Origin of the sequence: Acinetobacter sp. AOR14_HL, from assembly GCF_027855175.1 — a bacterium.
Classification (GTDB): domain Bacteria; phylum Pseudomonadota; class Gammaproteobacteria; order Pseudomonadales; family Moraxellaceae; genus Acinetobacter; species Acinetobacter calcoaceticus.
The window spans coordinates 27,324-53,573 of the sequence record NZ_JAKTII010000011.1; the positions used below are offsets into that span (position 1 = coordinate 27,324).

General features: G+C 40.9%; 29 protein-coding genes and 1 pseudogene. 12 read left to right on the plus strand and 18 right to left on the minus strand.

The features are described from left to right. Positions 1-13 precede the first annotated feature (13 nt). On the plus strand, positions 14-1,126 hold the full coding sequence (gene dnaJ / locus MKL38_RS10260; protein WP_003654301.1) for a molecular chaperone DnaJ: 1,113 nt from the start codon (positions 14-16) through the stop codon (positions 1,124-1,126). 114 nt (positions 1,127-1,240) lie between these two features. Here the strand turns inward: dnaJ and MKL38_RS10265 are convergent, their stop codons facing one another. Continuing rightward, positions 1,241-1,600 (minus strand): hypothetical protein, encoded by a 360-nt coding sequence (locus MKL38_RS10265; protein ID WP_270903203.1) that lies wholly within the window; start codon positions 1,598-1,600, stop codon positions 1,241-1,243. A 184-nt stretch (positions 1,601-1,784) separates the two neighbouring features. Between MKL38_RS10265 and dapB the strand changes: the two genes are divergently transcribed. After that, positions 1,785-2,606, plus strand: a complete 822-nt coding sequence (dapB, locus tag MKL38_RS10270) for a 4-hydroxy-tetrahydrodipicolinate reductase (protein WP_270903204.1) — start codon at positions 1,785-1,787, stop codon at positions 2,604-2,606. Positions 2,607-2,656: 50 nt separating this feature from the next. Continuing rightward, the gene (locus MKL38_RS10275) at positions 2,657-3,310 is read left to right on the plus strand and encodes an START domain-containing protein (protein ID WP_005037811.1); all 654 of its coding nucleotides are present in this window, start codon (positions 2,657-2,659) and stop codon (positions 3,308-3,310) included. Between the two features lie 41 nt (positions 3,311-3,351). Here the strand turns inward: MKL38_RS10275 and MKL38_RS10280 are convergent, their stop codons facing one another. Beyond that, positions 3,352-4,542, minus strand: coding sequence for an MFS transporter (locus MKL38_RS10280; RefSeq protein ID WP_270903205.1), 1,191 nt, complete (start codon positions 4,540-4,542; stop codon positions 3,352-3,354). 4 nt (positions 4,543-4,546) lie between these two features. Next, a complete protein-coding gene (gene dkgB, locus MKL38_RS10285; RefSeq protein WP_270903206.1) occupies positions 4,547-5,350 on the minus strand; it encodes a 2,5-didehydrogluconate reductase DkgB in 804 nt (267 codons plus the stop codon). 120 nt (positions 5,351-5,470) lie between these two features. Here dkgB and MKL38_RS10290 point away from each other — a divergent pair, with 120 nt between their 5' ends. Further along, complete coding sequence (locus MKL38_RS10290; protein ID WP_209734514.1) at positions 5,471-6,373, plus strand: LysR family transcriptional regulator; 903 nt, start codon at positions 5,471-5,473, stop codon at positions 6,371-6,373. Here the strand turns inward: MKL38_RS10290 and MKL38_RS10295 are convergent. Next, entirely contained in the window at positions 6,357-6,731 is a 375-nt protein-coding gene (locus MKL38_RS10295) for a hypothetical protein (RefSeq protein ID WP_270903207.1), read from the minus strand. The two genes, MKL38_RS10290 and MKL38_RS10295, sit on opposite strands and share 17 nt — an antisense overlap. A 90-nt stretch (positions 6,732-6,821) precedes the next feature. Here MKL38_RS10295 and MKL38_RS10305 point away from each other — a divergent pair, with 90 nt between their 5' ends. Then, entirely contained in the window at positions 6,822-8,246 is a 1,425-nt protein-coding gene (locus MKL38_RS10305; RefSeq protein ID WP_270903208.1) for an aminotransferase-like domain-containing protein, read from the plus strand. A 2-nt stretch (positions 8,247-8,248) separates the two neighbouring features. Here MKL38_RS10305 and ahr read toward each other — a convergent pair whose 3' ends face one another. The 8 genes from ahr to MKL38_RS10345 form a co-directional block, all read right to left on the minus strand. Beyond that, entirely contained in the window at positions 8,249-9,277 is a 1,029-nt protein-coding gene (gene ahr / locus MKL38_RS10310) for an NADPH-dependent aldehyde reductase Ahr (RefSeq protein ID WP_005037824.1), read from the minus strand. A 38-nt stretch (positions 9,278-9,315) separates the two neighbouring features. Beyond that, positions 9,316-9,876 (minus strand): DNA-3-methyladenine glycosylase I, encoded by a 561-nt coding sequence (locus MKL38_RS10315; RefSeq protein WP_270903209.1) that lies wholly within the window; start codon positions 9,874-9,876, stop codon positions 9,316-9,318. A gap of 30 nt (positions 9,877-9,906) precedes the next feature. After that, a complete protein-coding gene (locus MKL38_RS10320; RefSeq protein WP_001287364.1) occupies positions 9,907-10,152 on the minus strand; it encodes a hypothetical protein in 246 nt (81 codons plus the stop codon). 9 nt (positions 10,153-10,161) lie between these two features. Then, positions 10,162-10,698 carry a M23 family metallopeptidase gene (locus tag MKL38_RS10325; protein ID WP_045434027.1) on the minus strand — a complete coding sequence of 179 codons (537 nt, stop codon included), beginning with the start codon at positions 10,696-10,698 and terminating at the stop codon, positions 10,162-10,164. 47 nt (positions 10,699-10,745) lie between these two features. Next, on the minus strand, positions 10,746-11,780 hold the full coding sequence (gene mutY / locus MKL38_RS10330) for an A/G-specific adenine glycosylase (protein ID WP_151744746.1): 1,035 nt from the start codon (positions 11,778-11,780) through the stop codon (positions 10,746-10,748). 141 nt (positions 11,781-11,921) lie between these two features. Further along, on the minus strand, positions 11,922-12,284 hold the full coding sequence (locus MKL38_RS10335) for an HIT family protein (RefSeq protein ID WP_004640165.1): 363 nt from the start codon (positions 12,282-12,284) through the stop codon (positions 11,922-11,924). Positions 12,285-12,468: 184 nt separating this feature from the next. Beyond that, entirely contained in the window at positions 12,469-13,206 is a 738-nt protein-coding gene (locus tag MKL38_RS10340; RefSeq protein ID WP_080028042.1) for a dienelactone hydrolase family protein, read from the minus strand. A gap of 173 nt (positions 13,207-13,379) precedes the next feature. Continuing rightward, positions 13,380-13,538 (minus strand): DUF1328 domain-containing protein, encoded by a 159-nt coding sequence (locus tag MKL38_RS10345; RefSeq protein ID WP_000490267.1) that lies wholly within the window; start codon positions 13,536-13,538, stop codon positions 13,380-13,382. 195 nt (positions 13,539-13,733) lie between these two features. Here MKL38_RS10345 and MKL38_RS10350 point away from each other — a divergent pair, with 195 nt between their 5' ends. The 3 genes from MKL38_RS10350 to MKL38_RS10360 all read left to right on the plus strand — a co-directional run bounded on the left by MKL38_RS10350 (position 13,734) and on the right by MKL38_RS10360 (position 16,844). Beyond that, a complete protein-coding gene (locus MKL38_RS10350; protein ID WP_198078336.1) occupies positions 13,734-14,192 on the plus strand; it encodes a YcgN family cysteine cluster protein in 459 nt (152 codons plus the stop codon). A 108-nt stretch (positions 14,193-14,300) separates the two neighbouring features. Next, positions 14,301-15,473, plus strand: a complete 1,173-nt coding sequence (locus MKL38_RS10355) for a PQQ-dependent sugar dehydrogenase (protein ID WP_270903210.1) — start codon at positions 14,301-14,303, stop codon at positions 15,471-15,473. A 105-nt stretch (positions 15,474-15,578) separates the two neighbouring features. Beyond that, the gene (locus MKL38_RS10360; RefSeq protein WP_004640157.1) at positions 15,579-16,844 is read left to right on the plus strand and encodes a replication-associated recombination protein A; all 1,266 of its coding nucleotides are present in this window, start codon (positions 15,579-15,581) and stop codon (positions 16,842-16,844) included. A gap of 27 nt (positions 16,845-16,871) precedes the next feature. On the opposite strand, the gene MKL38_RS10365 is transcribed toward MKL38_RS10360, so the two are convergent. From MKL38_RS10365 to dapA, 5 genes are all read right to left on the minus strand, one after another. Next, positions 16,872-17,723 carry a formate/nitrite transporter family protein gene (locus MKL38_RS10365; protein WP_080028040.1) on the minus strand — a complete coding sequence of 284 codons (852 nt, stop codon included), beginning with the start codon at positions 17,721-17,723 and terminating at the stop codon, positions 16,872-16,874. A 305-nt stretch (positions 17,724-18,028) separates the two neighbouring features. Further along, a complete protein-coding gene (locus MKL38_RS10370; protein WP_270903211.1) occupies positions 18,029-18,232 on the minus strand; it encodes a hypothetical protein in 204 nt (67 codons plus the stop codon). Positions 18,233-18,422: 190 nt separating this feature from the next. Further along, positions 18,423-19,142, minus strand: coding sequence for a phosphoribosylaminoimidazolesuccinocarboxamide synthase (gene purC, locus MKL38_RS10375; protein WP_003654255.1), 720 nt, complete (start codon positions 19,140-19,142; stop codon positions 18,423-18,425). A 36-nt stretch (positions 19,143-19,178) separates the two neighbouring features. Next, a complete protein-coding gene (locus tag MKL38_RS10380) occupies positions 19,179-19,784 on the minus strand; it encodes a lipoprotein-34 precursor (NlpB) (RefSeq protein WP_270903416.1) in 606 nt (201 codons plus the stop codon). Between the two features lie 15 nt (positions 19,785-19,799). Next, positions 19,800-20,693 (minus strand): 4-hydroxy-tetrahydrodipicolinate synthase, encoded by an 894-nt coding sequence (dapA, locus tag MKL38_RS10385; RefSeq protein WP_270903212.1) that lies wholly within the window; start codon positions 20,691-20,693, stop codon positions 19,800-19,802. Positions 20,694-21,022: 329 nt separating this feature from the next. On the opposite strand from dapA, the gene pncA reads away from it, so the two are divergent. The 3 genes and pseudogenes from pncA (at position 21,023) to MKL38_RS10400 (ending at position 24,163) form a co-directional block, all read left to right on the plus strand. After that, the gene (gene pncA, locus MKL38_RS10390; protein WP_270903213.1) at positions 21,023-21,667 is read left to right on the plus strand and encodes a bifunctional nicotinamidase/pyrazinamidase; all 645 of its coding nucleotides are present in this window, start codon (positions 21,023-21,025) and stop codon (positions 21,665-21,667) included. Between the two features lie 40 nt (positions 21,668-21,707). Beyond that, positions 21,708-22,646 carry a bile acid:sodium symporter family protein gene (locus MKL38_RS10395; RefSeq protein WP_005037860.1) on the plus strand — a complete coding sequence of 313 codons (939 nt, stop codon included), beginning with the start codon at positions 21,708-21,710 and terminating at the stop codon, positions 22,644-22,646. Between the two features lie 175 nt (positions 22,647-22,821). Continuing rightward, positions 22,822-24,163 (plus strand): annotated as a pseudogene (locus MKL38_RS10400) (MATE family efflux transporter). 20 nt (positions 24,164-24,183) lie between these two features. Here MKL38_RS10400 and MKL38_RS10405 read toward each other — a convergent pair. After that, positions 24,184-24,654 carry a DUF523 domain-containing protein gene (locus MKL38_RS10405; RefSeq protein WP_270903214.1) on the minus strand — a complete coding sequence of 157 codons (471 nt, stop codon included), beginning with the start codon at positions 24,652-24,654 and terminating at the stop codon, positions 24,184-24,186. Between the two features lie 527 nt (positions 24,655-25,181). On the opposite strand from MKL38_RS10405, the gene hppD reads away from it, so the two are divergent. Further along, positions 25,182-26,237 (plus strand): 4-hydroxyphenylpyruvate dioxygenase, encoded by a 1,056-nt coding sequence (gene hppD / locus MKL38_RS10410; RefSeq protein WP_017388898.1) that lies wholly within the window; start codon positions 25,182-25,184, stop codon positions 26,235-26,237. The last annotated feature ends 13 nt before the right edge of the window (positions 26,238-26,250 follow it).

The window sequence follows — 26,250 nt, forward strand, 5'->3', positions numbered from 1 at the left end:
AGCACCGCCAAAAATGGCTAAACGTGATTATTATGAGGTTTTAGGCGTTTCAAAAACCGCAAGTGATGATGAGATCAAAAAAGCCTACCGTAAATTGGCGATGAAATATCATCCTGATAGAAACCCTGACAATGCCGAAGCTGAAGAGAAATTTAAAGAAGCTGCTGAAGCTTATGAAGTTTTATCGGATAGCGAAAAGCGTAGCATGTACGATCGCATGGGTCATAATGCGTTCGAAGGTGGCTTTGGCGGCGGTGGTGGCGGCTTTGGCGGATTTAGTGCAGAAGATATTTTTAGCCAGTTCGGTGATATCTTCGGTGGTGCATTCGGTGGTGGTGGACGTCAACAGCGTCAACGTCGCGGATCAGATTTACGCTATGTAATGGAACTTACCCTTGAAGAAGCTGTAAAAGGGGTGAAAAAAACCATTACCTTTACTGCTCCTGCACCATGTGATGTGTGTGATGGTAAAGGTTCAAAAAATCCAAAAGATGTTGAAACTTGTAAAACTTGTCATGGTTCAGGACAAGTGCGTATGCAGCAAGGTTTCTTCTCTGTACAACAAACATGTGGTACTTGTCGTGGCCAAGGTAAAATTATTAAAAACCCTTGTCAGGCATGTCATGGTTCTGGTGTAGCTGATCGCCAGCAAACGTTGGAAGTTACAATTCCAGCGGGTGTAGATAATGGTGATCGCGTACGTTTGAGTGGCAAAGGCGAAGCAATTCGTGATGGCCAATCAGGTGATTTGTACGTTGAAGTCGTTGTTCGCGAACACGAAATTTTCCAACGTGATGGTGCCGACCTTTATATGGATGTACCTGTTAGCATTGCTGATGCTGCACTTGGTAAAGAAATTGAAATTCCAACTTTGGAAGGTCGTGTTAGTTTGAAGATTCCTGAGGGAACTCAAACAGGCAAATTATTCCGTTTACGCGGCAAAGGCGTTCGTCCAGTACGTAGCAGCATGGTTGGTGATTTACTCTGCCGTATTGTGATAGAAACACCGGTCAACTTGAATGCTCGCCAACGTGAATTACTTAAAGAGTTGCAAGCTTCTTTTGATGGCGAAGACAGTGCTTCTTCACCAAAGAAAAAATCATTCTTTGATCGTTTGTTCGATTAATACTTGATTAGATAAGAAATTAAAAAGAAGGCGGATATTGATAAAATATCCGCCTTTTTATTGCGCTGATTCATCTTATTATTTTTATTCTGCTTAAAAGAAAATTACTTCTGCTTACTCTGTAGGGTGAGCAACATCAATGTCGTCAACATTTACAGTCGGTTCGCTAGAAGCAAGAGTAGGAGCATTTTCGATAACTGGTGCGGCTACTGCTTCTGCCTGTACAGCTACTTTAGGCGTTTCTGCTGTTGTTTCGCCAATAATCGGGTCAATATCTTCAACTTTAACGTCGGTATTAGTCTCGCTTACTATGCTAATTTGAGCTGTAGGCGTTGCTGTTTGAGTAACGTTAGTTGTAATACGTGCTTTAGATAAGCTTTCTAATGTGTCTCCTGGCTGGATTGCAGGTTCTGCAAATGCCACTGAACTCATAATCCCCATCATCGCTGTTAAGCCAATAATTCTCGAATGCATGTTGAACTCCTTATAGTCATCTTTTTTTCATTCGTGGCTGAGTAGTGTGCAGATCAATTCTTTAACTTTTGTGAAAACAGATTAAATTTCAGCTGATCTTAAAAAATAATTTTTACTTTTTATCGTGAGCAAAGAGTTTTGATATAGTAGACAAATTACGTAAAACAGAAGATTGAGAAGGATTATGTCAGCAGCTCCACGCATTGGTGTTTTAGGTGCAGGCGGTCGTATGGGCCGTACGCTTATTCAAGCAGTTCAACAGGCAGGCTATCAATTAGCTGCTGCGGTAGAGCGTCCGGAAAGTAGTTTGGTCGGCACTGACGCTGGTGAGCTTGCTGGTATTGGTTCAGTGGGTGTGAAGGTTTCAGGAAGTTTGGCAGAGGTTCTGAAAGACTGCGATGTAATCATTGATTTTACTGCACCAGTTGCAACTGCTCAGCATTTGAAGCTTTGCCGTGAAGCTGGGGTTGCCATGGTTATTGGTACAACAGGTATGTCAGATGAGCAAAAAGCTGAGTTAGACGAAGTTGCCACTCATACACCTGTGGTTTACGCTGCGAACTATTCAGTTGGTGTAAATGTATCAATCAAGTTACTTGAGCTTGCAGCAAAAGTATTTGGCGATACAGTAGATATTGAAGTGATTGAAGCTCACCACCGTCATAAAGTAGATGCGCCGTCAGGTACAGCATTAATGATGGGTGAAGCGATTGCAGATACTTTAGGCCGTAACCTAAAAGAAGTTGCTGTTTATGGACGTGAAGGATATACAGGCCCACGTGACCGTCAAACGATTGGTTTCGAAACCATTCGTGGTGGTGATATTGTTGGTGAACACACTGTTATGTTCATTGGTGAAGGTGAGCGCGTTGAAGTGACTCATAAAGCAACTAACCGTATGAACTTTGCTGCTGGTGCAGTGCGAGCTGCGGCATGGGTTGTGGGCCGTGAAGCGCGTAAATATGACATGAAAGATGTTTTAGGATTGAACGACGTACAGGTTTAAAACCCTGTACGTATTCCATGTGTAGCGAGAAAAAAAAGATAGAGCAGAACATGAATAAAAAACAAATTGCCCTGACCACTCTTCTTTGTTTAAGTAGCCTCTGGACGGGGGCTGCTTCTACAGAAAAAGCTAAATTAAGCTTAGACCGCAATAATATTAAAGTCTGGACCTATCAGAAAACTGATAATCCAGTCTTTCAATATAAAGCAGAAACGACATTTGATGTGCCACTCGAACGCGCTGTCGCCGTGATTTTAGATGTGAATCGTGCCGATCAGTGGGTGCCTTATATGGGCAAAGTTGAAATGTTGTCTCAAGATGAGAAAAAAGGTGAGTTCACACTGTATATGGTGTTGGATTTTCCATTTCCTTTGAAAGATCGTGATGTCGTTGTAAAAGGAAAAATGAGCAAGGCTGCAAATGGCGTTGTGACAATTAAAAATACTGCAATTAGCGGAAATTATCCGATACAACCCGATGTGGTGCGCTTAACACGCTATGAAGGGGACTGGACATTCCAGAAACTTGCAAATAATAAGGTGAAAGTAACCACCAGTGGTTATGCTGATCCTGCTGGTGCAATTCCATTAAGTTTTGTGAATATGTTTGTTCAACAGCAGCCTTACCAGATGTTGCTTAAAATGAAGCGCGAAGTGACCAGTCCGATTTATGAACAACCGAAACTACCAGATATTTTAAAATAAATAAGTTTAAAAAAAGCGCCTGAAATCAGGCGCTTTTTTTATTAATCTGAACACTGCTGTAACGCTTGGGCAGGACTGCTCTCGCGTTTGATTTGGAATAAAACCAATAACAACGCTAACCCCGCCAGTAATGCACCAGCAAATGATACTGCGCTATAACCCCAACCTAAATCGAGTACTAATGCGCCTGCTGCTGCTCCTACTGCGTTACCTAGGTTAAACGCACCGATATTTACTGAAGAGGCAAGGCCTGGTGCTTCGTGAGCGACGGACATTACACGCATTTGTAATGGAGGCACTAAAGCAAAGGTTGCTGCACCCCAGATCACTAAAGCAATGGCTGCCCCAATCTGACTTTGTGCAAGGATTGGAAAAGTCACCATCATCACAATCAACAGAACCAAGAAACCAATCAGGGTTTTGTTGATGGACAAATCTGCAAAACGTCCACCTAAATGGTTACCAATTGAGAAACCGACACCAATCAGCATCAGCATAAAAGTAATGAAGGTAGGTGAAGCATGGGTAAACTCAGTCAAACTTGGCGCAATATAGGTATAGAGCGTAAACATTGCACCCGCACCGAGTACGGTGGTGAGCAAGGCAAGTATTACAGGAGTGCGCGTTAACACTTTCAACTCAGCTTTCACATTTGGTTTTTGGGCAACCATACCTTGTGGGAGGGCTTTCCATAAAGCGAGCATGGTAATCACACCAAGCAACGAAATAGCAAGGAAAGACATACGCCATCCAATGTTTTGCCCAACCCATGTTGCCAAAGGCACACCACCAATATTGGCAATGGTTAGGCCCATAAACATGGTTGCTACAGCACTGGCTTGTTTATGTGCGGGCACAATGCTTGCTGCTACAACTGAACCTATCCCGAAGAACGCACCGTGGTTCAAGCTTGTGATGAGACGAGCACCTAATAAGCTCATATAGTTTGGTGAAAACGCTGCAAGCAGGTTACCTACTGTAAAGATCGCCATAAGGAAAATAAGCGCATTACGTCGTGCAAAACCACCGAACCACAGGGTCATGAACGGGGAACCTAGCATTACGCCAAGTGCATAGCCCGTAATTAACATTCCGGCTGTTGGAATTGAAATCCCTAAATCATTAGCGATATTCGGCAATAATCCCATTGGTGAGAATTCAGTGGTGCCAATGGCAAAGGCACCGATTGCCAATGCCAATAACGAGAACGCCGTATTTGATTGAGTGTTCATGAGTTTAGTCCCAAACTGGTGCCCATGGCTCTGGGCTAACTTCACGACTGTTACGATCAAGTTCGGCAATCAGTTGCATTTCAGCTGAAGTTAACTCGATATCCTGTGCTTTTAAATTGCTCATCAGGTTTTCACGTTTAGTCGAAGATGGAATGACTGCAAAACCACGTTGCAATGCCCATGCCAGTGCAATTTGTGCTGTTGTTGCTTGATGAGCTGCTGCAATTTCAGCTAAAACAGGGTCTTGAAGCACTTTGCCGTACGCAAGCGTCATATATGAAGTGACATCAATATTCTTCTCTTGTAAGAAGTTCACAAGTTTGTGGTTTTGAAGATAAGGGCTTAGCTCAATCTGATTAGTTGCAATATGTTCTGCACCAATTGTGTCAATTGCTTGTTGGGTAAGCTCAATATTGAAGTTTGAGATACCAATTTGTTTAGTCAGGCCTTGTTGCTTTGCCTCAAGTAAAAGCTGCATGATTTCAGGAATCGAAACGCCTAAGTCCGGTGCTGGCCAGTGAATCAACGTTAAATCGACATGGTCAGTACGAAGTTTTTGTAAGCTCTCTTTTAAGCTTGGAATAAATTTATCTTGAGTAAAATTATCTACCCAGATTTTTGTGGTTAAAAATAAATCCTGACGTGATATGCCGCTTTCGGCAATGGCTTGACCAATCGCTGCTTCATTGTCATAAATTTGAGCAGTATCAATTGCACGGTAACCTACATCTAAAGCATTTTTAACAGAATCAATCACCGCTTGCTCTTTTAGACGGAAAGTTCCTAGACCAAAACGTGGGATATTCATGTGTTCACCTGAATTTAAATAATTGTTTAACTTGAGGTGCATTTTGCTCGGATTATTGTTGCGAAAAAATAGATGAATAAGCAAAATATCTTTGATGATTAGTCAATAATAGAATAAGCCATGAAATCAACAATTGAAGAACTTGTTGCCTTTATCACAATTATTGATACAGGTTCATTTGTAGCCGCAGCAGAGCATTTAAAACAAACACCTTCAGGAGTAAGCCGCTCTTTAACACGCTTAGAGACTAAGTTAGATGTGACCTTGTTAGAGCGAACGACACGTAAGTTAAAACTGACTCAAGAAGGGCAGCAGTTTCTGGTAAAGGCCCGTAAAATCTTAAATGAGCTAAATGCTGCTGAAGAAGAACTGCAAAAATCTGATCAGGGTACTGCGGGACTCATTCGTATTGATTCAGCTACTCCGTTTGTTTTACACGTGATTGCACCATTAATGCATAAGTTTCGTGAGTGCTATCCAGATATTGAAATTGAGTTAAATAGCAATGATCAGGTGATTGACTTGTTACAACATAAAACGGATGTGGCATTTCGATTTGGGGAGCTTAATGATTCGAGCCTACATGCCAAACTAGTTTGTAAAAGTCGCTTATTTATTGTGGCGAGCCCGGAATATTTGGCGATTAAGGGCACTCCAACACAACCAGAAGAACTCGAACAACATGATCTGATTGGTTTTACCAGACCTGCCTATATTAATAGCTGGCCGATTAAAGTTGGCGATGAATATTTTTTTGCGCAAGCAAACATTAAAGCTTCTAGTGGAGAGACAGTACGTCAACTCACCATTAGAGGGCATGGTATTGCACGGCTATCTGAATTTGAAGTTTGGAAAGATATTGAAGAAGGGCGATTGATTGCATTATTTGAAGATCAAATTGAACATCAATATCAAAGCATCCATGCTGTGTATTATCAACAAGAGCATCTACCAAAACGAATCCGTTTATTCATTGAGTTTTTGGCAGAACAGTTAAAAGATGGTTTTAAAAACGCTCTCTAAAAGTAGCATAGCCATCCGTTGGAAAATGAACCTCTAGAAGTGGAGTGGTTTGTCCTTCTGATGAATGCTGTGCCAGAAAATAGCTTTTTTGCTGTTGGCGGCAACTAAAATATAATTTGGAATAGGTCGAGTTCACCATCACAACTTCATTTGAGCTATTACGCTTATATTGATAATGAGAAATCGTACTGGCCTCATCATCAGTGCGCTGCTCCAATTTGTAGTCTTGTTGATTGGTCATTTTTAAATAACCCTCAATCAGACTTTGGCAAACTGTATGTCTGTACTGTTCGTTTTTTGGTTGTGGTTGGCAACCTGCTAAAACAATAGCAAATAACAATATAGCTTTTAATTTCATGATCTTGCTACTCTTTGAGTTGATTTATATAGCGTAAAGGTGTTCTATAAACCAGTACAGATACAGAAATTTTTAAAAAAGCAGCACAGAATGACTTTCCAATATCAGGTTCTTGCCAATCAATTAGCACATCGTATTTATCAAGATGAGCTCAAGCCCCATCAGAAGCTGATTTCTTTACGAGATTTTGCTCGTCAGCACACTATTAGCTTAAGCACGGCAAAAAGTTGCTATGAATTGCTTGAGGCAAGGGGGCTCATTTATGTAAAGCCGAAATCGGGTTACTTTGTGGTTGCCAGAACCCAATCTAGTCCTATTCCTGATAGCCCCGATTTTTTGTCTTTACCTCGGCAAGTCTCAAATCTGGAGTTGCATAACCAAATTCAAGAGGCCGCCTTACAAAGCCATCTCGTACCGTTGGGTTCGATCCAGTTGACGCCACATTTTATTCCAGTAGAAGGCTTACGCCGTTCTATTCAACGTGCTTTAAAAAATTGTCAGCCACAAGACTTTCTCTACTGTAATAAACAAGGACATGAGCAATTAAGAAAAGCGCTTTCTGATCATTGGCGTGAAGATGGCATTTTTATCGCAGCAGAAGATATTTTCATTACCAATGGTTGCATCCCCGCTTTGTCGTTAGTCATTCAGCATCTAACAGAAGTAGGGGATAGTATTTTGATTCCGACACCTACTTTCAATGGGCAGCTACAGCTTTTAGCCAGTTTAAAACGGCAGATTATTGAAATTCCTGCGCATCATCGTGGCATTGATCTTGAGCGTTTAGAGTCATTAATGCAGCAGGGTTTGGCAAAGGTTTGCCTCATGACAGCCAATTATCAAAATCCTTTAGGATATTGTTTAAGTAATTCAGAAAAACAAAAGATTGCTGAATTAGCTGCAAAGTATCAGTGCTTTATTATTGAAGACGATATTTTTGGTGAATGTGGTTACAGTAATGAACGCCCGCTGCCGATTCGCTATTGGGACCGTGAGGGCTATGTCATTTGGTGTGGGTCGGTTTCTAAGTCACTGTCGAGCGCATATCGGGTAGGGTGGTTTTGTCTAAGTGCAAAGCTACAGCATTTAAGACTTGAGCTGCTGGCAAGCAATATTGGCGTAAATACACCGCTACAATTAGGCTTAGCTGATTTTATTTATAGCCGTGGTTATCGAGAGCATTTAGAGCAGCTACGACCAAATCTGATGCGGCAAGTTGAGCAATACCGCAGCTGTATTTTAAGAGCCTTTGAAGGAATTCCAATCGCATTGAGTCAACCAGAAGGCGGCTATGCACTCTGGATACAGTTACCTAAGGGCGTCGATACATTAGCGCTGTATTACACTGCGAAAGCCCAGGGAATTACTGTGGTTCCCGGTCATGTTTTTGGTGAAGATGAACGTTATCGGCATTTCATTCGGTTAAACGCGGGTCATGAATTAACAGCAGATGTCCGCCAAGCAATTAGTGACTTGGCGGAATGGTCGCGACAACAGATGAAAACAGTAAATTAGTTTTATTCTGCAAAGTCTGCTTTAAGCACAATTCGATAACGTGCCTGACCTGAGTGTAAACGTTCAATTGCTTCATTAAGCTCTGACATTGGAAACAGCTCAATTTGAGGGGCAATTTTTTTGCGTGCAGCAAACTTTAACAGTTGTCGCAGTGCAGCAGGTGAACCTGTAGGGGAGCCTGTTACTGACTTAGCACCACCAATAAGTGAACCTACAGAAACAGGAACGGGTTCAAGCGTAAGGCCTAAGAAATGTAAGGTTCCGTTTGGTGCCAGTGTTGCAATAAAAGCAGGCCAATTTAGAGTCACATTTACGGTACTCAGCAATAAATCGAATTTACCTTTTTGAGCTTTTACAGCCTCTGTATCGCGGCTATTCACCACATGATCGGCGCCCATTGCTTTGAGCTCTTCAGTTTTATCAGGGTTGGAACTGAATGCCGTGATTTCACAGCCCCACGCTTTAAGTAGCTTAATGGCTATATGGCCTAAACCACCAATGCCAATTACACCAACATGATGCGTTGCTTGAATTTTGTGTTTGAGTAGCGGGTCAAAAACGGTAATTCCGCCACAAAGTAAAGGACCTGCACTTTCAGCGTCTAAATCTTCAGGGAGGGGAATAGCCCACTGCCAGCCTGCACGTACTTTATCGGCAAAGCCACCGGCATGCCCGACAATTGTTGCAACATTTTCGCCGGTACAAAGGACTTGCTGACCACCAATACATTCATCACATGCTTGGCAGCTCTCCGCTGTCCAGCCGATGCCCACACGTTGCCCGATTTGTAAACCTTTGGCTTCTGAGCCTAAAGCAACAATTCGTCCAATAATTTCATGGCCTGCAACAACAGGGTACACAGTTGAACGCCACTCATTGTTCAAAACAGAAATATCAGAATGGCATAAACCACAGTATTCAACTTTTACTTCAACCTGATGCGGTTGTAATTCACCTGCATCAAATTGGTAAGGAACCAGTTTTTCACCTGCCTGCATAGCGGCATAAGCTTGAATTGTATTATTGCTCATCGGAAACTCCTTAAGCGGATTTGAACCGTTATGGTGGGTTATGAAGCTTTAAATTGACAATTGTTTTCATGATCATTGACCATGCCTACTGCTTGCATAAAAGCATAACAGGTAGTTGGACCAACGAATTTGAAGCCATTCTTTTTGAGTGTTTTGGAAAGTTTTACGCTGAGTTCGGTTTGTGCTGGTGCCTGACGATAATCTACAACATCGTTTTGTTGTGGGGCCGCATCTACAAATTGCCAAAGCCATGTAGTGACATCACCGACTTGTGCTTTGAGTGCTTGCCAAGCAATTGCATTATCACGAATTGCTTTAAGTTTGCCTAAGTGGCGAATTAAACCCGCATCTGATAATTTTAGTTCTAAAAAGTCATCTGTGAATGAAGCGATATCTGCAATTGGGTGATTAAAGAAGTGCTCTCGGTAACTCTCTCTTTTTTTGAGTACGGTTATCCAAGATAAGCCAGCTTGTTGACCTTCCAGACAAAGCATTTCAAATAATCGTGCTTCATCATGTTCTGGTTTGCCCCATTCTTCATCATGATAGGCAATGTAGAGGGGATCAGTGGAACACCATCCGCAGCGTTGAGTTTTCATGATGATGCTCCTTATATTTATCTTAGAATTTTAAAGTTTAAATAACACCCATTCATTTGGGCGCGTATCCCAATAATACAGTTCAGCTTGAGTTAAGTCTTCAAACTTTAGCCAAAAGTCTTTGCCCACTTTATCTGAAAAACCGGTACTGATTAGCAGGGCATCGTCGCTGATTTCCATGATCCAGCCTTGATAGCTATTGCCATTTAAAATGATCTTTTGCTGATTGCCTGACTCGGCAAACTCTACTAAGCGATTGATCAGCGCTTCCGACATACAATGTTCCTAGCGTAAATAAGAATAAGGGTTAATAGCACCACGTCCTTTACCATCTAGATAAAGACCATAATGCAAATGAGGTGAAGTATAACGTGCATTGCCCGTGTTGCCGACATAGCCGATCAGATCCCCTTTTTTGACATAGTCACCGACATTTAGTCCACGTTTGTGGCCATCAAGGTGAGCATAATAATGCCATGTTCCTGCTGGACCTAAAATCCAAATGACTTTGCCACCGAGATTGTTATTGCGAAGATCTGCCACAAGCCCTTCGGTTGTACTGTACACTTTGGTTCCACGTGGAGCCAAAATATCAATTCCTTCATGACTACGGCCCTGACTGCGTGCAGCTCCCCACGTATCTTTTAACTCATCTCGGTCGACACCTTTTACAGGCACAGGAAGTCGATTTGCAAGTTGCATACTTTTAAGCTTGCTGACTTGATCGGGTGAGAGTGGGGCTGGTTTTTTAGGTGCACTGGCACAGGCAGCCAAAAGAATAATTAAAAAGCCAAGTGAGAAATGAGAAACAAAACGTCGCACAAAATACTCCCTGTCACTGCCATATCAAAATTATTTTACTCAATATGTCATGAACGGCTTGTCGAGATCAATTTTTTCATCGCTGTTGGAACGCCCTTGGCAACAGCTTGTTCTGGACTAAGCCATTGTCCTTCGAGTTCAATTGCCAGATGTTCTTTTTGATCAGGTTCCACGTGGAACGTGTGAGCATTAAGTAACCATGTAAAATGAGTGAAACTATGACTGATCTGAAAGGTTTGCGGTTGAGGTTGCAATTTAAATTGCTGACTTAAGCTAAGACGTTCGTGTTCAATTTCTAAAATGGGTAAACAGAATAAACCACCCCATAAACCATGAGATTGTCGTTGTTGCCAGAACCATTCATCTTCGCATTGGATGATAAGAACATCTGCTGTTCTAACGGGTGGTGTTTTTTTAGGTTTTTTAAATGGGAGTTCTTGTTCTAAGCCTTGTTGGTAAGCTTGGCAGTGAGCTTGCATTGGGCAATATAAACAGAGTGGTTTTTTAGGCGTACAAATGGTCGCACCTAGGTCCATAATTGCTTGAGTGTAATCATGGTTACGCTGGGTTGGGCAAAGCGCTTCAGCGAGTTTCCACATTTCACGTTCATGTTGGGGTTTACTTAAATCATCTTCAATAGCAAAGAAACGGGCTAAGACACGTTTTACGTTGCCATCCATAATGACGCCATACTGACGTAAACCCAAAGACATGAGCGCACCTGCGGTAGAGCGGCCAATGCCGGGTAGAGCAATCCATTCTTCTAGCGTTTCAGGAAATTTTCCCTGCTGAGTTACAAGACCTGCGGCCTTGTGCAAATTACGAGCACGAGCGTAATAACCCAGACCTGCCCAATAAGGTGCTACTTCATCCCAAGTTGCATGACCTAAAGCTTCTACAGTCGGGAAGCGCTCCATAAAGCGGTCAAAATATTGCAGAACCGTTTTAACTTGGGTCTGCTGCAACATAATTTCCGAAACCCAGACTTTGTATGGATCATCTGCGACTTGCCACGGCAAATCATGACGACCATGTTGATCGAACCAGTTTAAGAGGGCATCAGAAAAAGAAAAGTCGGGCATGAACAGCTAAAGAAGAAAAGTAAGAGTTAAATTATAGCTGAAATTTAGATGAAATTTTGTTTAAAGCAGGCGAACAGCAAGAGTATGTTAAAACAGAGATTACCTGATAATGAGCAATCTCTGTTTCATGTATAAAAAGGATTAATCCTTTTGTACGCCCCAACGCTGATCAAGTTTCAACGGCTGGTTTTTGTAGTAAGGAATGACATGAATGTGGAAATGATCTGAGTTTTGTCCGAACACTTCGCCATCATTGAAGCTAATATTGAAACCGTCTGGTTGATGGCGAAGCTGCGTTTCGTGGCGTGCAATTTCAAGAAGTGTAAGCAGGCCTTGATGCTCTTTAGACGTAATGTCAAAAAAAGAACGAACATGGCGTAGTGGTGTTACCACACAGTGGCCTTTAGATAGCGGATTAGAATCAGGTAAAATTACAGCAAATTCATTCTTATCAATGATGTCATATTCATCAAATTCGCAATACGGACATTTCTTGTCAGTCATTGTTGTATCCTCTCATGTTATTCCATTAAACCCCGAGTGCGGGAAATAAGACTAGGCTTTGCTCTAGCTCAACGGGAGTATAGTTATTGAAGTATGGTTTAAAAAATACAGTAAAAATATTGCAAAGTCATAAACATTTAAGGGAGCAAATGCAAATAAACAATTTGCTCCAAATTCGCTTCTTTTATTTTAAAGTACGTTCTAATAAAGCGTACATTTTAGCAAGGCCTTGTTTTTCCGCTTCGCTATTGTAGCCAAGGTCTACACCGTTCGCTTTAGCTCTTTCATCTGCAAGCGGGTTACTAAAGCCATGTTTAGCACCTTCTAAAACCACTACCTCGTGTTTCACCTCAGCAGCTTGCATCTCTTTTTCAAAATTAGCAACATCTTCTAAGGTGACCATACTGTCTAATTCACCATGAAGAACTAAAATTTCACCTTGAATGTTGCCTTTTTGAGCAGGTGCTTTAGGTGTTAGCGTGCCATGGAATGTTGCAACTGCTTTTAGTGGAGCGCCTGAGCGAGCAAGGTCCAATACCACTTTCCCGCCATAACAAAAGCCAACAGCTGCAAGTTTTTCACCGTTTACTTCTGGTTGGGCTGCAAGAGTCTGAAGTCCAGCATTTGCACGAGTAGTGACAGTGTCTAATTCTTCAAATGTCTGCATCATCCATTCATAGGCTTGAGCTGCAGTAGTTGTGACTTTTTTATCACCATACATGTCAATTGCAAGCGCAGCATAACCATGTTCAGCAAGCTCACGCGCACGTTGTTCGGTATATTCGTTACGGCCCCACCATTCAGGAGCAACAATCACACCCGCAACAGGTGTTTCACTATCTGGAGCAGCAAAGTAACCAATTAAATGGCTGCCATCTGGTGCAGTATATTGAATTTCACGGGTTTTAATTGCTGTACTCATAACCTTAATCCTGAAATTTAAAGAGATTTAAACACGCTTGATTAAAGCATAAAAAAATAAAGTAATATAAATAACTATGTAAGAATCTACATCAAAAGAAAAAGTTAGAAAATTTTTTGCAATAAAAAAGAAGGAAACTGGTTCCTTCTTTTTTATATATGGTCATGATTAAATTAAGTCCTGCCTCGCGAAATGAACCCAATTACAGCAAGAATTACAGCTATAACTAATAAAATCACGGCAAAGTCTTTAGATAACCCTGCAACACCACCAAACCCTAATAGACTGGCAATGAGTGCAATCACTGCAAAAATTATTGCCCAACGGAACATATGCTGTCCTCCTACTTATTTTTCATTGTCCTTTAACTATATAGGGTGTTTTTTGCACCGAATGTGTCGTTTATGTGGTTGAAATGTATATTAAACAATCATTTTGTGATGTTAGGAATACAGCTTCTTTTTTCGTACAGATCACTTCAATGCTATACTTAGATACTGTTTTATCTCATCTGCTGCTAAAAAATTATGTCTACCGAGACCTCACTTCGTCCATTGTTTTGGAAAAATTACACGCTTGAGCAACTGACTCAGATTGAGTGGGAGGCTTTATGTGACGGGTGTGGTTTATGCTGTCTGGTAAAGCTAGAAGATGAAGATACGCATGAAGTCGCGTACACCAAAGTGGCTTGTAAGTTACTTGATTGCAGTACCGGTCGTTGCTCGGACTATTCTAATCGTCAGCAACAAGTGCCTGACTGTTTGCAATTAACCCCAGAGTCTTTAAAAACAATTCACTGGTTGCCATCAAGCTGTGCCTATAAACGCTTGAATGAAGGTAAAAATTTACCTTCTTGGCACTATTTAAATACGGGTTCTCGACAAAGCGTGATGAATGCGAAAAAGTCGGTTGCAGGACGTTGTATTTCTGAAGTTGATGTCCATGAAGATGATCTTGAAGATTATGTTGTACGTTGGGTACGTTAAACAGATCGGCATGGCATTTCTAATTACAGCGTATAATAAAGTAACACTTTTATCGTAAATTTTTTGCTCATCTCCGTTATATAACAATAAAAACAAAAGGAGATAAAAATGATGAGACGACTAGCAGCCCCGTTATTATGTAGTAGCTTTTTTTTATTAATGGCTTGTGGTTCTAATAATACCAATTCAAAAAATCTTGAACAAAACACCTCTGTTAAAACAGAACAGTCTAATTCAGTCAAACAATTTTATCAGGTTGAAACAGTTGCACATTTTGATGAGCCTTGGGCAATAGCAAGTTTGCCAGATCAGCGTTTATTAGTGACGGAGCGCCAAGGTAAATTAAAAATTTTTAATCCTAAAAATAAGCAAATGCTGGATGTTTCAGGAGTACCTCCAGTGAGTTATGGCGGGCAAGGTGGTTTGGGTGATGTAGCTTTACATCCCAACTTTGCGAAGAACTACTGGATTTATCTGAGCTATGCAACCAAAGGACAAGGTGGTTATGGAGCAGTCATTTCACGTGCAAAATTAGATTTGTCCAACCCCAATCAACCTAAACTTACAGATGTGAAGCAGATCTGGCAGCAAGTACCCAAAGTTTCAGGACAAGGCCATTACGGACATCGCATGGTTTTTGGGGCAGATAGAAAACTTTGGGTGAGTTCAGGTGAAAGACAAAAGTTTGATCCTGCTCAAAACATGAAAAGCAACTTGGGCAAAATCTTGCGTTTAAATGATGACGGCTCGGCATCTGTAGGTAATCCTTTTTATCAGCAAGGCGGGGTAACTGCTGAAATATGGTCGCTTGGACACCGTAATCCGTTAGGAATGGCGTTTGACCCTCAAGGGCAGCTATGGGTCGTTGAAATGGGCCCGAAAGGCGGTGATGAGCTCAATATTATTAAAAAAGGCGAAAATTATGGTTATCCAATCGTTTCAAATGGAGACCATTATTCGGGCCAACCTATTCCAGATCATCATACTCGTCCAGAATTTAAAGCACCTGAAATTGACTGGACTCCTGTAATCTCTCCGTCGAGTTTGATCATTTATCGTGGTCAGCAATTTCCGGCATGGCAAAACAAGGCTTTAATTGGAGGGTTATCTTCCGAAGCGATTATTGTTGTGGATTTACAGCATAAACCTGTGAAAGAAGTGCAAAGACTAGATATGAAGCAACGTATTCGTGGTTTGCATGAAGCACAAGACGGTTCAATTTGGGTCATTGAAGATGGTTCAAAGGCACGCTTACTTAAGCTGACTAAGAAAGCATCTTAAGGCGATAAAACCGCCTGTAAATAAAGGCCGTGTCTCATAGATTCAAATTGTAGATTTCTGTGAGACACAATAGACTATAGATAAAAGACGATAAAGCTATTTGAAATGTCAGACACCCATATCCCACTTCCCGAACGCCTACGCCCGAGAGACTTGTCTGAAATTATTGGGCAAGATCATTTATTAGGTGAGAATGCACCCCTGCGTCAAATGATTGATCAGGGTCATTTACCTTCTATTATTTTTTGGGGGCCACCGGGAGTTGGTAAAACCACAATTGCTTTGCTGTTAGCTCAGGCGATAGACCGCCCATTTGTGAGCTTATCTGCGCTGAATACGGGTGTAAAAGAATTACGTGAAGTCATTGCAGAAAGTGGTGATTTACTGACACCTGTGGTTTTTATTGATGAAATTCATCGTTTTAATAAATCGCAGCAAGATGCTTTATTGGGTGCAGTTGAAAAAGGTAAAATTACCTTAGTTGGAGCGACCACCGAGAACCCGTCTTTTGAGGTGAATAGTGCGCTTTTATCACGCTGTCAGGTTTATACCTTAAACAGTCTAGACAGTGAAGCGATCCAGACTCTCATTAATAGTGCGCTTCAAGCCGATAAATTTTTAAAAGAACGCTATATTCATATTGAAGAATACGATGCTCTCATTCAATTCGCTGCAGGAGATGCCCGCAAAGCGCTTAATTTACTTGATCTGATTGCCAGTACATTTGAACCAGAGATTGAAAATACCATTACTAATGCGGTTGTGGTGAAAGTAGCACAGCAAAATATTGCACGTTATGACAAATCTGGGGAACAGCATTACGATTTAGTTTCTGCCTTCATTAAATCGATTCGGGGCAGTGATCCAGATGCAACCCTGTATTGGATGGCACGTATGCTCAAAGGCGGAGAAGATCCAGTTTTTATTGCTAGACGTATGTTGATTGCAGCCTCGGAAGACATTGGAAATTCTAACCCAAATGCGCTATTGCTTGCAGGTGAGTGCTTTCGTTCAGTACAAGCGGTAGGTATGCCTGAAGCTCGAATTATTCTGGGCCAAACGGCGGTTTATTTAGCGACAAGTGCAAAAAGTAATAGTACTTATTTAGCGATTAATAAGGCCTTGGAACTTGCTGATAAGACTGCAAATTTACCTGTGCCTTTACACTTAAGAAATGCACCAACCAAGCTCATGAAGCAACAGGGTTATGGAATTAATTATCTCTATCCTCACGATTATCCTGAGCACTTTGTGCTGCAAGACTATTTGCCGCCTGAGTTAAAGGGAACCAAACTCTACGAGTCTGCGAGAAACAAGCGTGAAGTTGAAGGTGAGCGCTTGCAACAACGTAGATGGCAGCAAGAACAGTAATAACCTATTCGTTGTATCAAGCTACACCTAACGATGATCCTGCTGTTCCAGTTCTTCAGTCACCTGACCATAAATCAGTAGCGTGAACACGCCTGTACCACCAATAATATTGCCAATGGTGGTTGGGACTAGAAAAGTAAACAGATATTCATTAATGGAAGCCTCTCCTTGCCAGACGAGATAGGACATTTCGGTAGAGCCAACCACTACATGGGTAAAGTCACCTAGTCCTATCAGGTAAGTCATGAAAAAGATGAGCAGGAACTTATTGCTGACTGAAGGCAGCATCCAGACCAATGCTGCAATTAACAGCCCTGACATAATACCTTTGAGCATATTCTGGGTTGCAGAAAAGGAACCTACATGATGGGCTAGCTCATCGAGTGCTTGGTCAATACCGGGAGTAAACAGGTGAGTAGTTAGGAAAAATAAACTAGCTAAACCTGTTCCAATCACATTGCATAGAATCACAATCCCCCATAAGCGGCCTACTGCTCGTAATTTATCGAAGGTAAAGGGCTTGAATAAAGGTACAACTGTGGTGATGGTATTCTCGGTAAAGAGCTGCATGTGACCCAAAATAGCGATCAGGAACCCAATGGTATAACCGATATTAGTAATTAAATCGGTCCAGATCGCATCAGTCGGGAGATAAGAAGCAATAATCGCTTTAAATACAAATGAAAAACTGATGACCAAACCTGCGGCAATCCCTGAAAAGATCAGCGCAGCCGTCGGGCGATCCAGTTCCTCGGCACCATCACGACGGATAATTTCATAGACCAGACGGGGTGACAGCTTTTCATGTTCTTCAACCGCTATTTTTTCACGCCAACTTAAAGTTTGATCGACTTTTTCTTCCTCTACTTTATGATCCATCAGGTTTACTCCTCACTGAATAAATATTTTATATTTCTAATTTTTATTTATTGTTAAGGCAGTGTTCAGGATAAATCCAGTCTATTCCTAACAGCTTTGTGTGTCTTTTTATAAATCGAATGATACAGTGGTAGCAAAGAAGCAAAAATAATGCATGAACAAGCAATCAACCCAGATACAAAGGAAGATTGAGAGCACTTTGGGCTACAAGACGATTTACTGCCTGAATTAAAGGGAAGCTATGAGTCTGTAAGAAATAAGCATGAGGTGGAAGGTGGACGCTTGCAGCAAATTATGCAGCCATACTAGCTAAAGGTGTAGGTTCTTAAGGTACGAATAAGCGCCATATAATCGCCTTGAGAAGCCTTGGAAATTACTGATTCAACTTCTGCCTGAGTCCAGCCTTGTTTTAAGGCTGAGCTGCTAAAGTTAGTTAATAACACCAACGGATTTTCACCAAAGTGGATTGGATGATTCATTAATCTCTTTTCAAGCTTAGATATTTCCATAGGTCTACCCTAGTTTTAAATTTAATTATTGTGAAGTACTTAATGTTTTTTTAGATTTTAGTGTTTAAATTTAGGTTTGTGCAAGTGCTAATTTATTTTAATAGACAAATCTGTCTACATTATTTATTTTCTAAAGTACTTAATGTAAAAAAACCGGGCTAAGACCCGGTTTTTCATGAAGTTTGACTGATTAGATGTCAGATAAATCTACACCTAAACGAGCAGCAACTTCTTCATAAGCTTCAACAACACCGCCTAAACCTTGACGGAAACGGTCTTTGTCGAGTTTCTTCTTAGAGTCTTTATCCCATAGACGGCAGCCGTCTGGAGAGAACTCATCACCAAGCACGATACGGTCATGGAAAACACCGAATTCAAGCTTGAAGTCCACCAAAATCATGTTGCCTTCAGCAAATAATGCTTTTAAGACATCGTTTACTTGGTAAGTTAACACTTTCATTTGCTCTAATTGTTCAGCAGTCGCCCAACCTAAAGCAATCGCTTGAGATTCGTTAACCATTGGGTCGCCTAGACCGTCATCTTTATAGAACAATTCAAATGTAGGAGGAGTTAACTCTTTACCTTCTTCTACACCTAAACGACGGCATAGAGAACCAGCTGCGTAGTTACGAATTACGCATTCAACAGGAATCATTTGAAGTTTTTTAACAAGCACTTCAGTTGGAGAAAGCAATTTTTCAAAATGCGTTTCAATACCCGCAGCAGCAAGTTTTTCCATAATGAAGGCGTTAAAAAGGTTGTTCACCTTGCCTTTACGATCTAGCTGTTCGATTTTTTCGCCGTTGAACGCAGAGGCATCATCACGAAAGACTAAAATCAGATGGTCGGCATTGTCTGTTTCATATACAGATTTTGCTTTACCAGTATAGAGCAAGGTTTGTTTTAACATGAGGGAACCTTTTTAAAAAAAATGCCTAGTAAACGACTAGGCTGGCCAATTTTGGTAAATCTGGTTTAACACTTCAGCAGCCACATCTGGACTTGCAAAAGTGTTGTCTACATTAAATAGAGCAAGAGTATGACTAGAACCAACACCAGTCAGCTTAAGCACATAAGTATTGTCATTTACTTTAATCGTCGCCTGATTGCTGCCTTGGGCGATGATGTTGTAATTTAAAGTACTTAATGTCGCTTTGGCATATTGCCAGATCTCGGTCGTATTCCCATCAATTTTTAACAATGGGTTTTTATTACCGTCGGTCACAAGCTGAGGGCGTCCAAGTGCAGTCGTCGTTTGAGCAGATGCATCTGCTGTTGCGTTGTTACCTTGTGTTTGTTCAGGACGTGGCAATGCAAAACGGTTACCACGCTGGTTTTCAAACTTCGGCGCATGCTCGATAGCGAGCTGGTCTACAGTTGGGGCAGGATACAAAGGTGTCGCTGGTCGTACAGTTGCATCGGCAGGATACTCAAGCGGGGCAAGTTGCTTGGCATTTTTATAATCTAAAGAGTGATTATTAATTGCGAAGCGACCACAACCAGTTAAACTCAAGGCTGAAACTGCAAGGACTAAACCAAGACGTAATTGCATCATAAATTGCTCTTATTAAATAATTCCCGCATCGTTTAGGGCATTGCGGAGAGGTTCGCGATATTGCTCAGCGAGAGGAGTGAGTGGTAAACGAATACCAGTATCAATCAGTCCCATCTCATGTAGTGCCCATTTCACAGGAATTGGGTTTGATTCGCAAAATAGAATATTGTGTAAATTTGCAATCTTATTGTTAATCGTCTTCGCTTGTTGTTCATCTTTGGCAATCGCAACAGCACATACTTCGCTCATGGCTTTAGGTGCAACATTTGCTGTAACAGAGATATTGCCGTCTGCACCAAGAAGCATAAGTTCCCATGCAGTTTCATCATCACCTGAATACACAGCCATCTTGCCCTCTAAAGCGTCAATTAAAGCTTTACCACGAGGTACGTCACCTGTTGCGTCTTTAATACCGACAATATTAGGGATCTCTGCTAAACGTACAGCTGTATCGTTTGCAAGATCTACACCCGTACGGCCAGGTACGTTATAAAGAATAAGTGGTAATTCTACGGCTTCAGCAATCGCTTTATAGTGTTGGTAGAGGCCTTCTTGAGTTGGCTTATTATAATATGGCGTAACAAGTAAGGCTGCATCTGCGCCAAGATCTTTAGCAGCTTTAGTTAATTCGATTGCTTCACGGGTTGAGTTTGCACCAGTACCGGCAATAATTGGAATACGTTTATTGGCTACACGAATAATTTCTTTAATAACCTGTGTGTGCTCTTCCATGCTCAATGTTGAGGCTTCGCCGGTAGTACCGACGGCTACAATACTGTTTGTACCTTGTTCTATGTGCCACTCAACCAGCTTCTCAAGACCCTTCCAATCTACACCACCATCTTTCAACATTGGTGTGACGATTGCGACGATTGAGCCTTGAATGGTCTGTGCTTGCTGAGTCATTTTTAAAAATATCCTATTTATCCATCCGAATCTGAGGTAAGAAAAACAAAATGTGGGATGGTTGCAGTATTTTGATTGTCCAGTTCTAACAATAACAGATTGTTGAATGACAATTATGCAAATTATGACTGATCAGACGCATAAGAACAATACGCCTAACGGATAATCGCTATGTAAACTTGAGGAAAAGATAGGATGTATTCGTATTGCAGGGGTGAGAAGGGTTCGTAAATATAACAATACAGCTTGATTCAACTGAGCCTTACTTAATATCGGCTTTTTTTATGGCAAGATAGAATGCAATTTTCCCTGTTGGGATTGAAGATGACATGAAAATGAATAAACAACCACAAAATGCGGCTTTAATCGTAGTTGATGTACAAAATGGTTTTACACCGGGTGGAAATTTAGCAGTTGCTGACGCCGACACAATTATTCCAACGATTAACCAACTTGCTGATTGTTTTGAAAATGTTGTTCTGACACAAGACTGGCACCCAGATAATCATATATCTTTTGCACAAAATCATTCGGGCAAGCAGCCATTTGAAACTATTGAACTCACCTATGGACCGCAGGTGCTTTGGCCTAAGCATTGTGTACAAGGCACTAAAGATGCCGATTTCCATCCTGATTTAAATATTCCGAAAGCTCAGCTCATTATTCGAAAAGGCTTTCATGCCGATATTGATAGTTATTCGGCTTTTATGGAAGCAGATCAGTCCACAATGACTGGCTTAACGGGTTACTTAAAAGAGCGTGGCATTGATACGGTGTATGTGGTTGGAATTGCGACCGACTTTTGTGTGGCATGGACTGCTATAGATGCAATTAAACAAGGTTTTAAAACTTTAGTGGTTGAAGATGCTTGTAAAGGTATTGATTTAAATGGTTCGTTAGAACAGGCATGGCAAACCATGCAGCAACAAGGTGTTGTCCGTATTCAGTCTACGGATCTGTTGAGTGAGCGCTAAGTCTATTGCTCTAGTATTTTAATTTTTAGGGAACGAAAGTATGTCAGCATTACTGCGCTTTACCCAATTTATTCAAAAAACTTTTGCCCTATGGGTGATTGTTTTTGCAGCATTGGCGCTATGGCAGCCTGAATTTTTTGTCTGGCTAAAAGCTTATATTCCATGGATTCTGGGCATTATTATGCTTGGCATGGGAATGACCATGACCGTAGACGACTTTAAAGGTGTGCTACAAAGTCCTAAAGCGGTATTGATTGGGGTGGTTGCGCAGTTTGTGGTCATGCCGGGTTTAGCATTTGTCTTATGTAAATTATTTCAACTACCCCCTGAAATCGCGGTTGGTGTGATTTTAGTGGGGTGTTGCCCCGGTGGAACGGCTTCAAACGTGATTACCTATATGGCTAAAGGCAATGTGGCTTTATCGGTGGCCTGCACTTCAGTTTCAACTCTTTTAGCTCCCGTGTTAACACCTGCTATTTTCTATTTGCTTGCTAGTCAGTGGTTAAAAATTGATGCAGCTTCCATGTTCGTTTCAATTTTACAAGTAGTACTGCTTCCTATTGTAGTTGGTCTAATTTTAAGAACATGGCTAAAACGTCAGGTCGAGTCCTATATTCAAGTCATGCCTTTAGTTTCAGTGATTGCAATTGTGGCCATTGTGGCAGCCATTATTGGTGGGAGCAAAGCGGCTATTCTACAGTCGGGTTTACTCATTTTAGCCGTAGTGATCTTACATAATGGGCTTGGATATTTATTAGGTTTTGCAGCAGCACGATTCTTTAAATTACCTTATGCCGATAGCAAAGCAATTGCTGTTGAGGTGGGAATGCAAAACTCAGGCTTAGGTGTTGCTCTTGCAGCGGTACATTTTGCGGCTTCCCCGATTACAGCAGTACCAAGTGCGATTTTCAGCCTTTGGCACAATATTTCTGGGCCGGCACTTGCGACTTATTGGGCGAGTAAACACAAACAAGAATAACTGTATAAACAGCATACATTACAAAAGAAGGCCAAACGAATAGTTTGGCCTTTTCATTTAAAACAATTTTATTGGAGCTAAAGGTAGAACTGGTATGTCTTTTGCTTTGGATTGATGCACTAAAAATAACGTGAATATGAGTATAAATCGCAAAGAAAAATAAGGTATTTCCTAGATGAATCAGATTTTTAAATTATTTATTCCCATGCTCTCAAGCAATTTAATTCTAGTTTTAAGTGGGTTGATTGATATTGCTTATGTAGGGCATTTTAGCAATGACCATGTCGCCGCATTATCGGTAACCTTATCTTTATATACAGTGATTTATGTCATTGGGATGGGTATTCTGCAAGGTGTGATGCTCAAGCTCTCGGAAGCTTATGGTTGCCACGACATACCACGCATTCGTCAGATTTTTATTCAAGGCATCTGGCTGATGTTATGTTCGGCATTGATTAGTATTGGCTTGCTTTACTTGTTCCGTGATTTACCAAAATTGTTTGGTGCATCTGAACATGTCATTTCAATTACTAAAAACTGTATTTGGGCTTTGGTATTTATTTTACCTGCGCATTTACTGATGCGTTTATTTACCGCTTTGTCTCAGGTCACTGAAAATGCGCATAAGGTTTTACTATCAGATAGCATTTTCTTCATTCTTAAAATTATTTTGTCCTATCTTTTAATTTATGGTGTCGCTTTATTTTCAATTCCGCCACTTGGTGCGATAGGGGCTTTGTTAGCCACTCTCATTGTACGGTGGTTTATGTTGGCTGTTTATTACTTATTTTTTCTAGAGAAAAGCTACATCTTTATTAAGCATCCCGAACGTTCGGTTGAAGATAGCCGACAGAGTCTGCGGATGATTTTAAAAATAGGGATACCGACCGCGATCTTAGCGTTGATGGATGTCGTTGCATTTTGTTCGGTTGCTATTCTGATTTTGCCTTTTGGAAGCGTGGTGTCAGCAGCCCATCAAATTGTCGCAAGCCAGCGGGTTCATGTTTATTATCCCTTCATCAATTGCCTCGGCTTATAGCATTCTAGTGTCACGATCTATGGGCAGCGGGAACATGGAAGAAGCAAATAAAATTGCCAGACAAAGTATATGGGTGATTATGGCGGTGAGTGGCAGTCTGTCCCTGTGCTTATGGTTAGAGCGGGACTTAATTGTTACGTTCTATTCAGATGATTTGGCCGTACAGATTTTGGCTGCATCCTTGTTGTTGATTGTCTGTATGTCTCACTTTCTAGATGGCTTAATGACGTTATTAACCTCTTTGCTACGTTGTTGGGATGTTTCGATTTTACCGATGTTAATTTTCTTGGTCGTGGTGCTATTTTTCGGATTAGGCGGTGGTTGGTGGATGGCCTATAAGGGACTGCATTGGCAGAATATCTCGATTTCTGCGATGGGAATTTATGGTTTCTGGTGGATGGCAGCCATAAGTTATTTAGTGGCTTGTCTATTGAGTGCCCTCTGTTTTCATTTTAGAAAGCAATTAAGAGGGTTTTGATCGAGTAGATCAACACAACCTTAAAGCGGATGTTCTGCTAACCAATCTTCAATCTCGTTTTCAGAAATAACCTCAAAACCATGGCGCTGCAACAGTGCCGTGGTAATCCCAACTCCTGTAATTTTCTCTCCTTGAAAAGTGCCATTATAAATTTTTTGACTACCACAAGACGGACTATTTTCTTTTAAGACGACACAGCTTGCTTTTATGTGCTGTGCAATTTCTAGAGTGCGGTAAGCACCTTTTAAATATAAATCTGTTACATCTAAACCAGATGAATCGGTAATTTTTGCTTTGCCATCTAGTACATCTTGTCCTGTACCTCCCACAATTTCTGCGGGTAAGCGCGGAGTGGTAAAACCACCTAATAATTCTGGACAAAGTGCATGAGCTTTTTTATTGAGTAACAGCTGCTTAAGTAAAATATTTAGGCAAGATTTACCGTCATAACGAACAGGTTCGCCAATTAAACATGCGCTGACTAAAAGCATAGTTTTCCAAACTCAAAGCAGGTGAGATTTTTGAAGATTAAGAATCATAAACAGAATATGGAATATGACAATTCATTTTAAAAACAGACAAATTAAAAGATTACTAAAATTATGCAATTCATAATTAAGTTATGTATTGCATAATTTAATTGTTTTTAGTAGCATCTGTTTTAAGGTAAATGGCCATTGGAGATCCAACAAGGATGTTGGTCTCCATAAATCTATAAATGATTTTTAGGAAAAGACGATTTTTAAGGGTTTAGTGAAAAATCTCAATCGTACTTTTAGATAAGAAAGGACAGTGTGTATGGAAAACAAACACCAAATGGAACGGGAATTAATCATCAAAAGCTTCACGCTCATCATATCTTCGTTTTAGTGATTCGTTTTTTTCTCATAGGATGCGTTGGGTTAAGGCATTTTGACGGTTCAAGACCTACCCAATAAATACGTATTCTATAGAGAAAGGAGCTGAATTGATCAGCAATAGAGATAAACGGAACAGGTAATCACCAGAGGGAAACTAGATGGATATTTTAGAGAACCCATTAGAATTATGCGGTTTTGCATTTATTGAGTTTGTTTCAAAAGAAAATGAATTAGATCCAGTTTTTGAAACAATCGGCTTTTCAAAAGTAGCCAAGCATAAATCGAAAGAAGCGTACTTATGGCGTCAAGGAAATATCAATATTATCCTGAATTATCAGCCAGAATCTTATGCTTCATTCTTCTTTAATGAACATGGTCCATCGGCTTGTGCGATGGGCTTTAAAACACGTGATGCAGCAAAAGCTTTCCAGAAAGCAGTAGAGCTTGGTGCTGAACCGATGTATTCAAAAGTTGGGCCAATGGAGCTCAACATTCCGGCAATTAAAGGTATTGGTGGCATGCCAATCTTTTTAGTTGACCGCGATATTTATGAAAACGACTTTGTTTTCTTTGATGATGCTCAAAGACATCCAGTGGGTGCAGGCTTAAATGAAATTGACCATTTAACTCATAACGTCTACAAAGGCCGTATGGAGTATTGGGCAAACTTCTATGAAAAAATCTTTAACTTCCAAGAAATTCGTTACTTTGATATTAAAGGCGAATATACAGGCTTAACGTCTAAAGCATTAACAGCGCCAGATGGCATGATCCGTATTCCATTAAACGAAGATTCGGACAAAGGAAACGGCCAAATTGCAGAGTTCCTGTCTGATTTTAATGGCGAAGGTATTCAACATATCGCGTTTATTTGTGATGACTTAATTTCGACTTGGGATAAGTTAAAAGGCCTCGGTCTGAAATTTATGACACCACCGCCAAATACTTATTATGAAATGCTACCAGAGCGTTTACCTGAGCATGGTGAGCCGACTGAAGAGTTAAAACAGCGTGGTATTTTGCTAGACGGCAATACTAAAGATGGTCAGAAGAAACTGTTATTGCAAATTTTCTCTGAAAACATGATTGGTCCAGTCTTCTTCGAATTTATTCAACGTAAAGATGATGATGGCTTTGGTGAAGGTAACTTCAAGGCATTATTTGAGTCAATTGAACGTGACCAGATTCGCCGTGGTGTTCTAGAAACTAAATAAGCTGAGCTTTGTT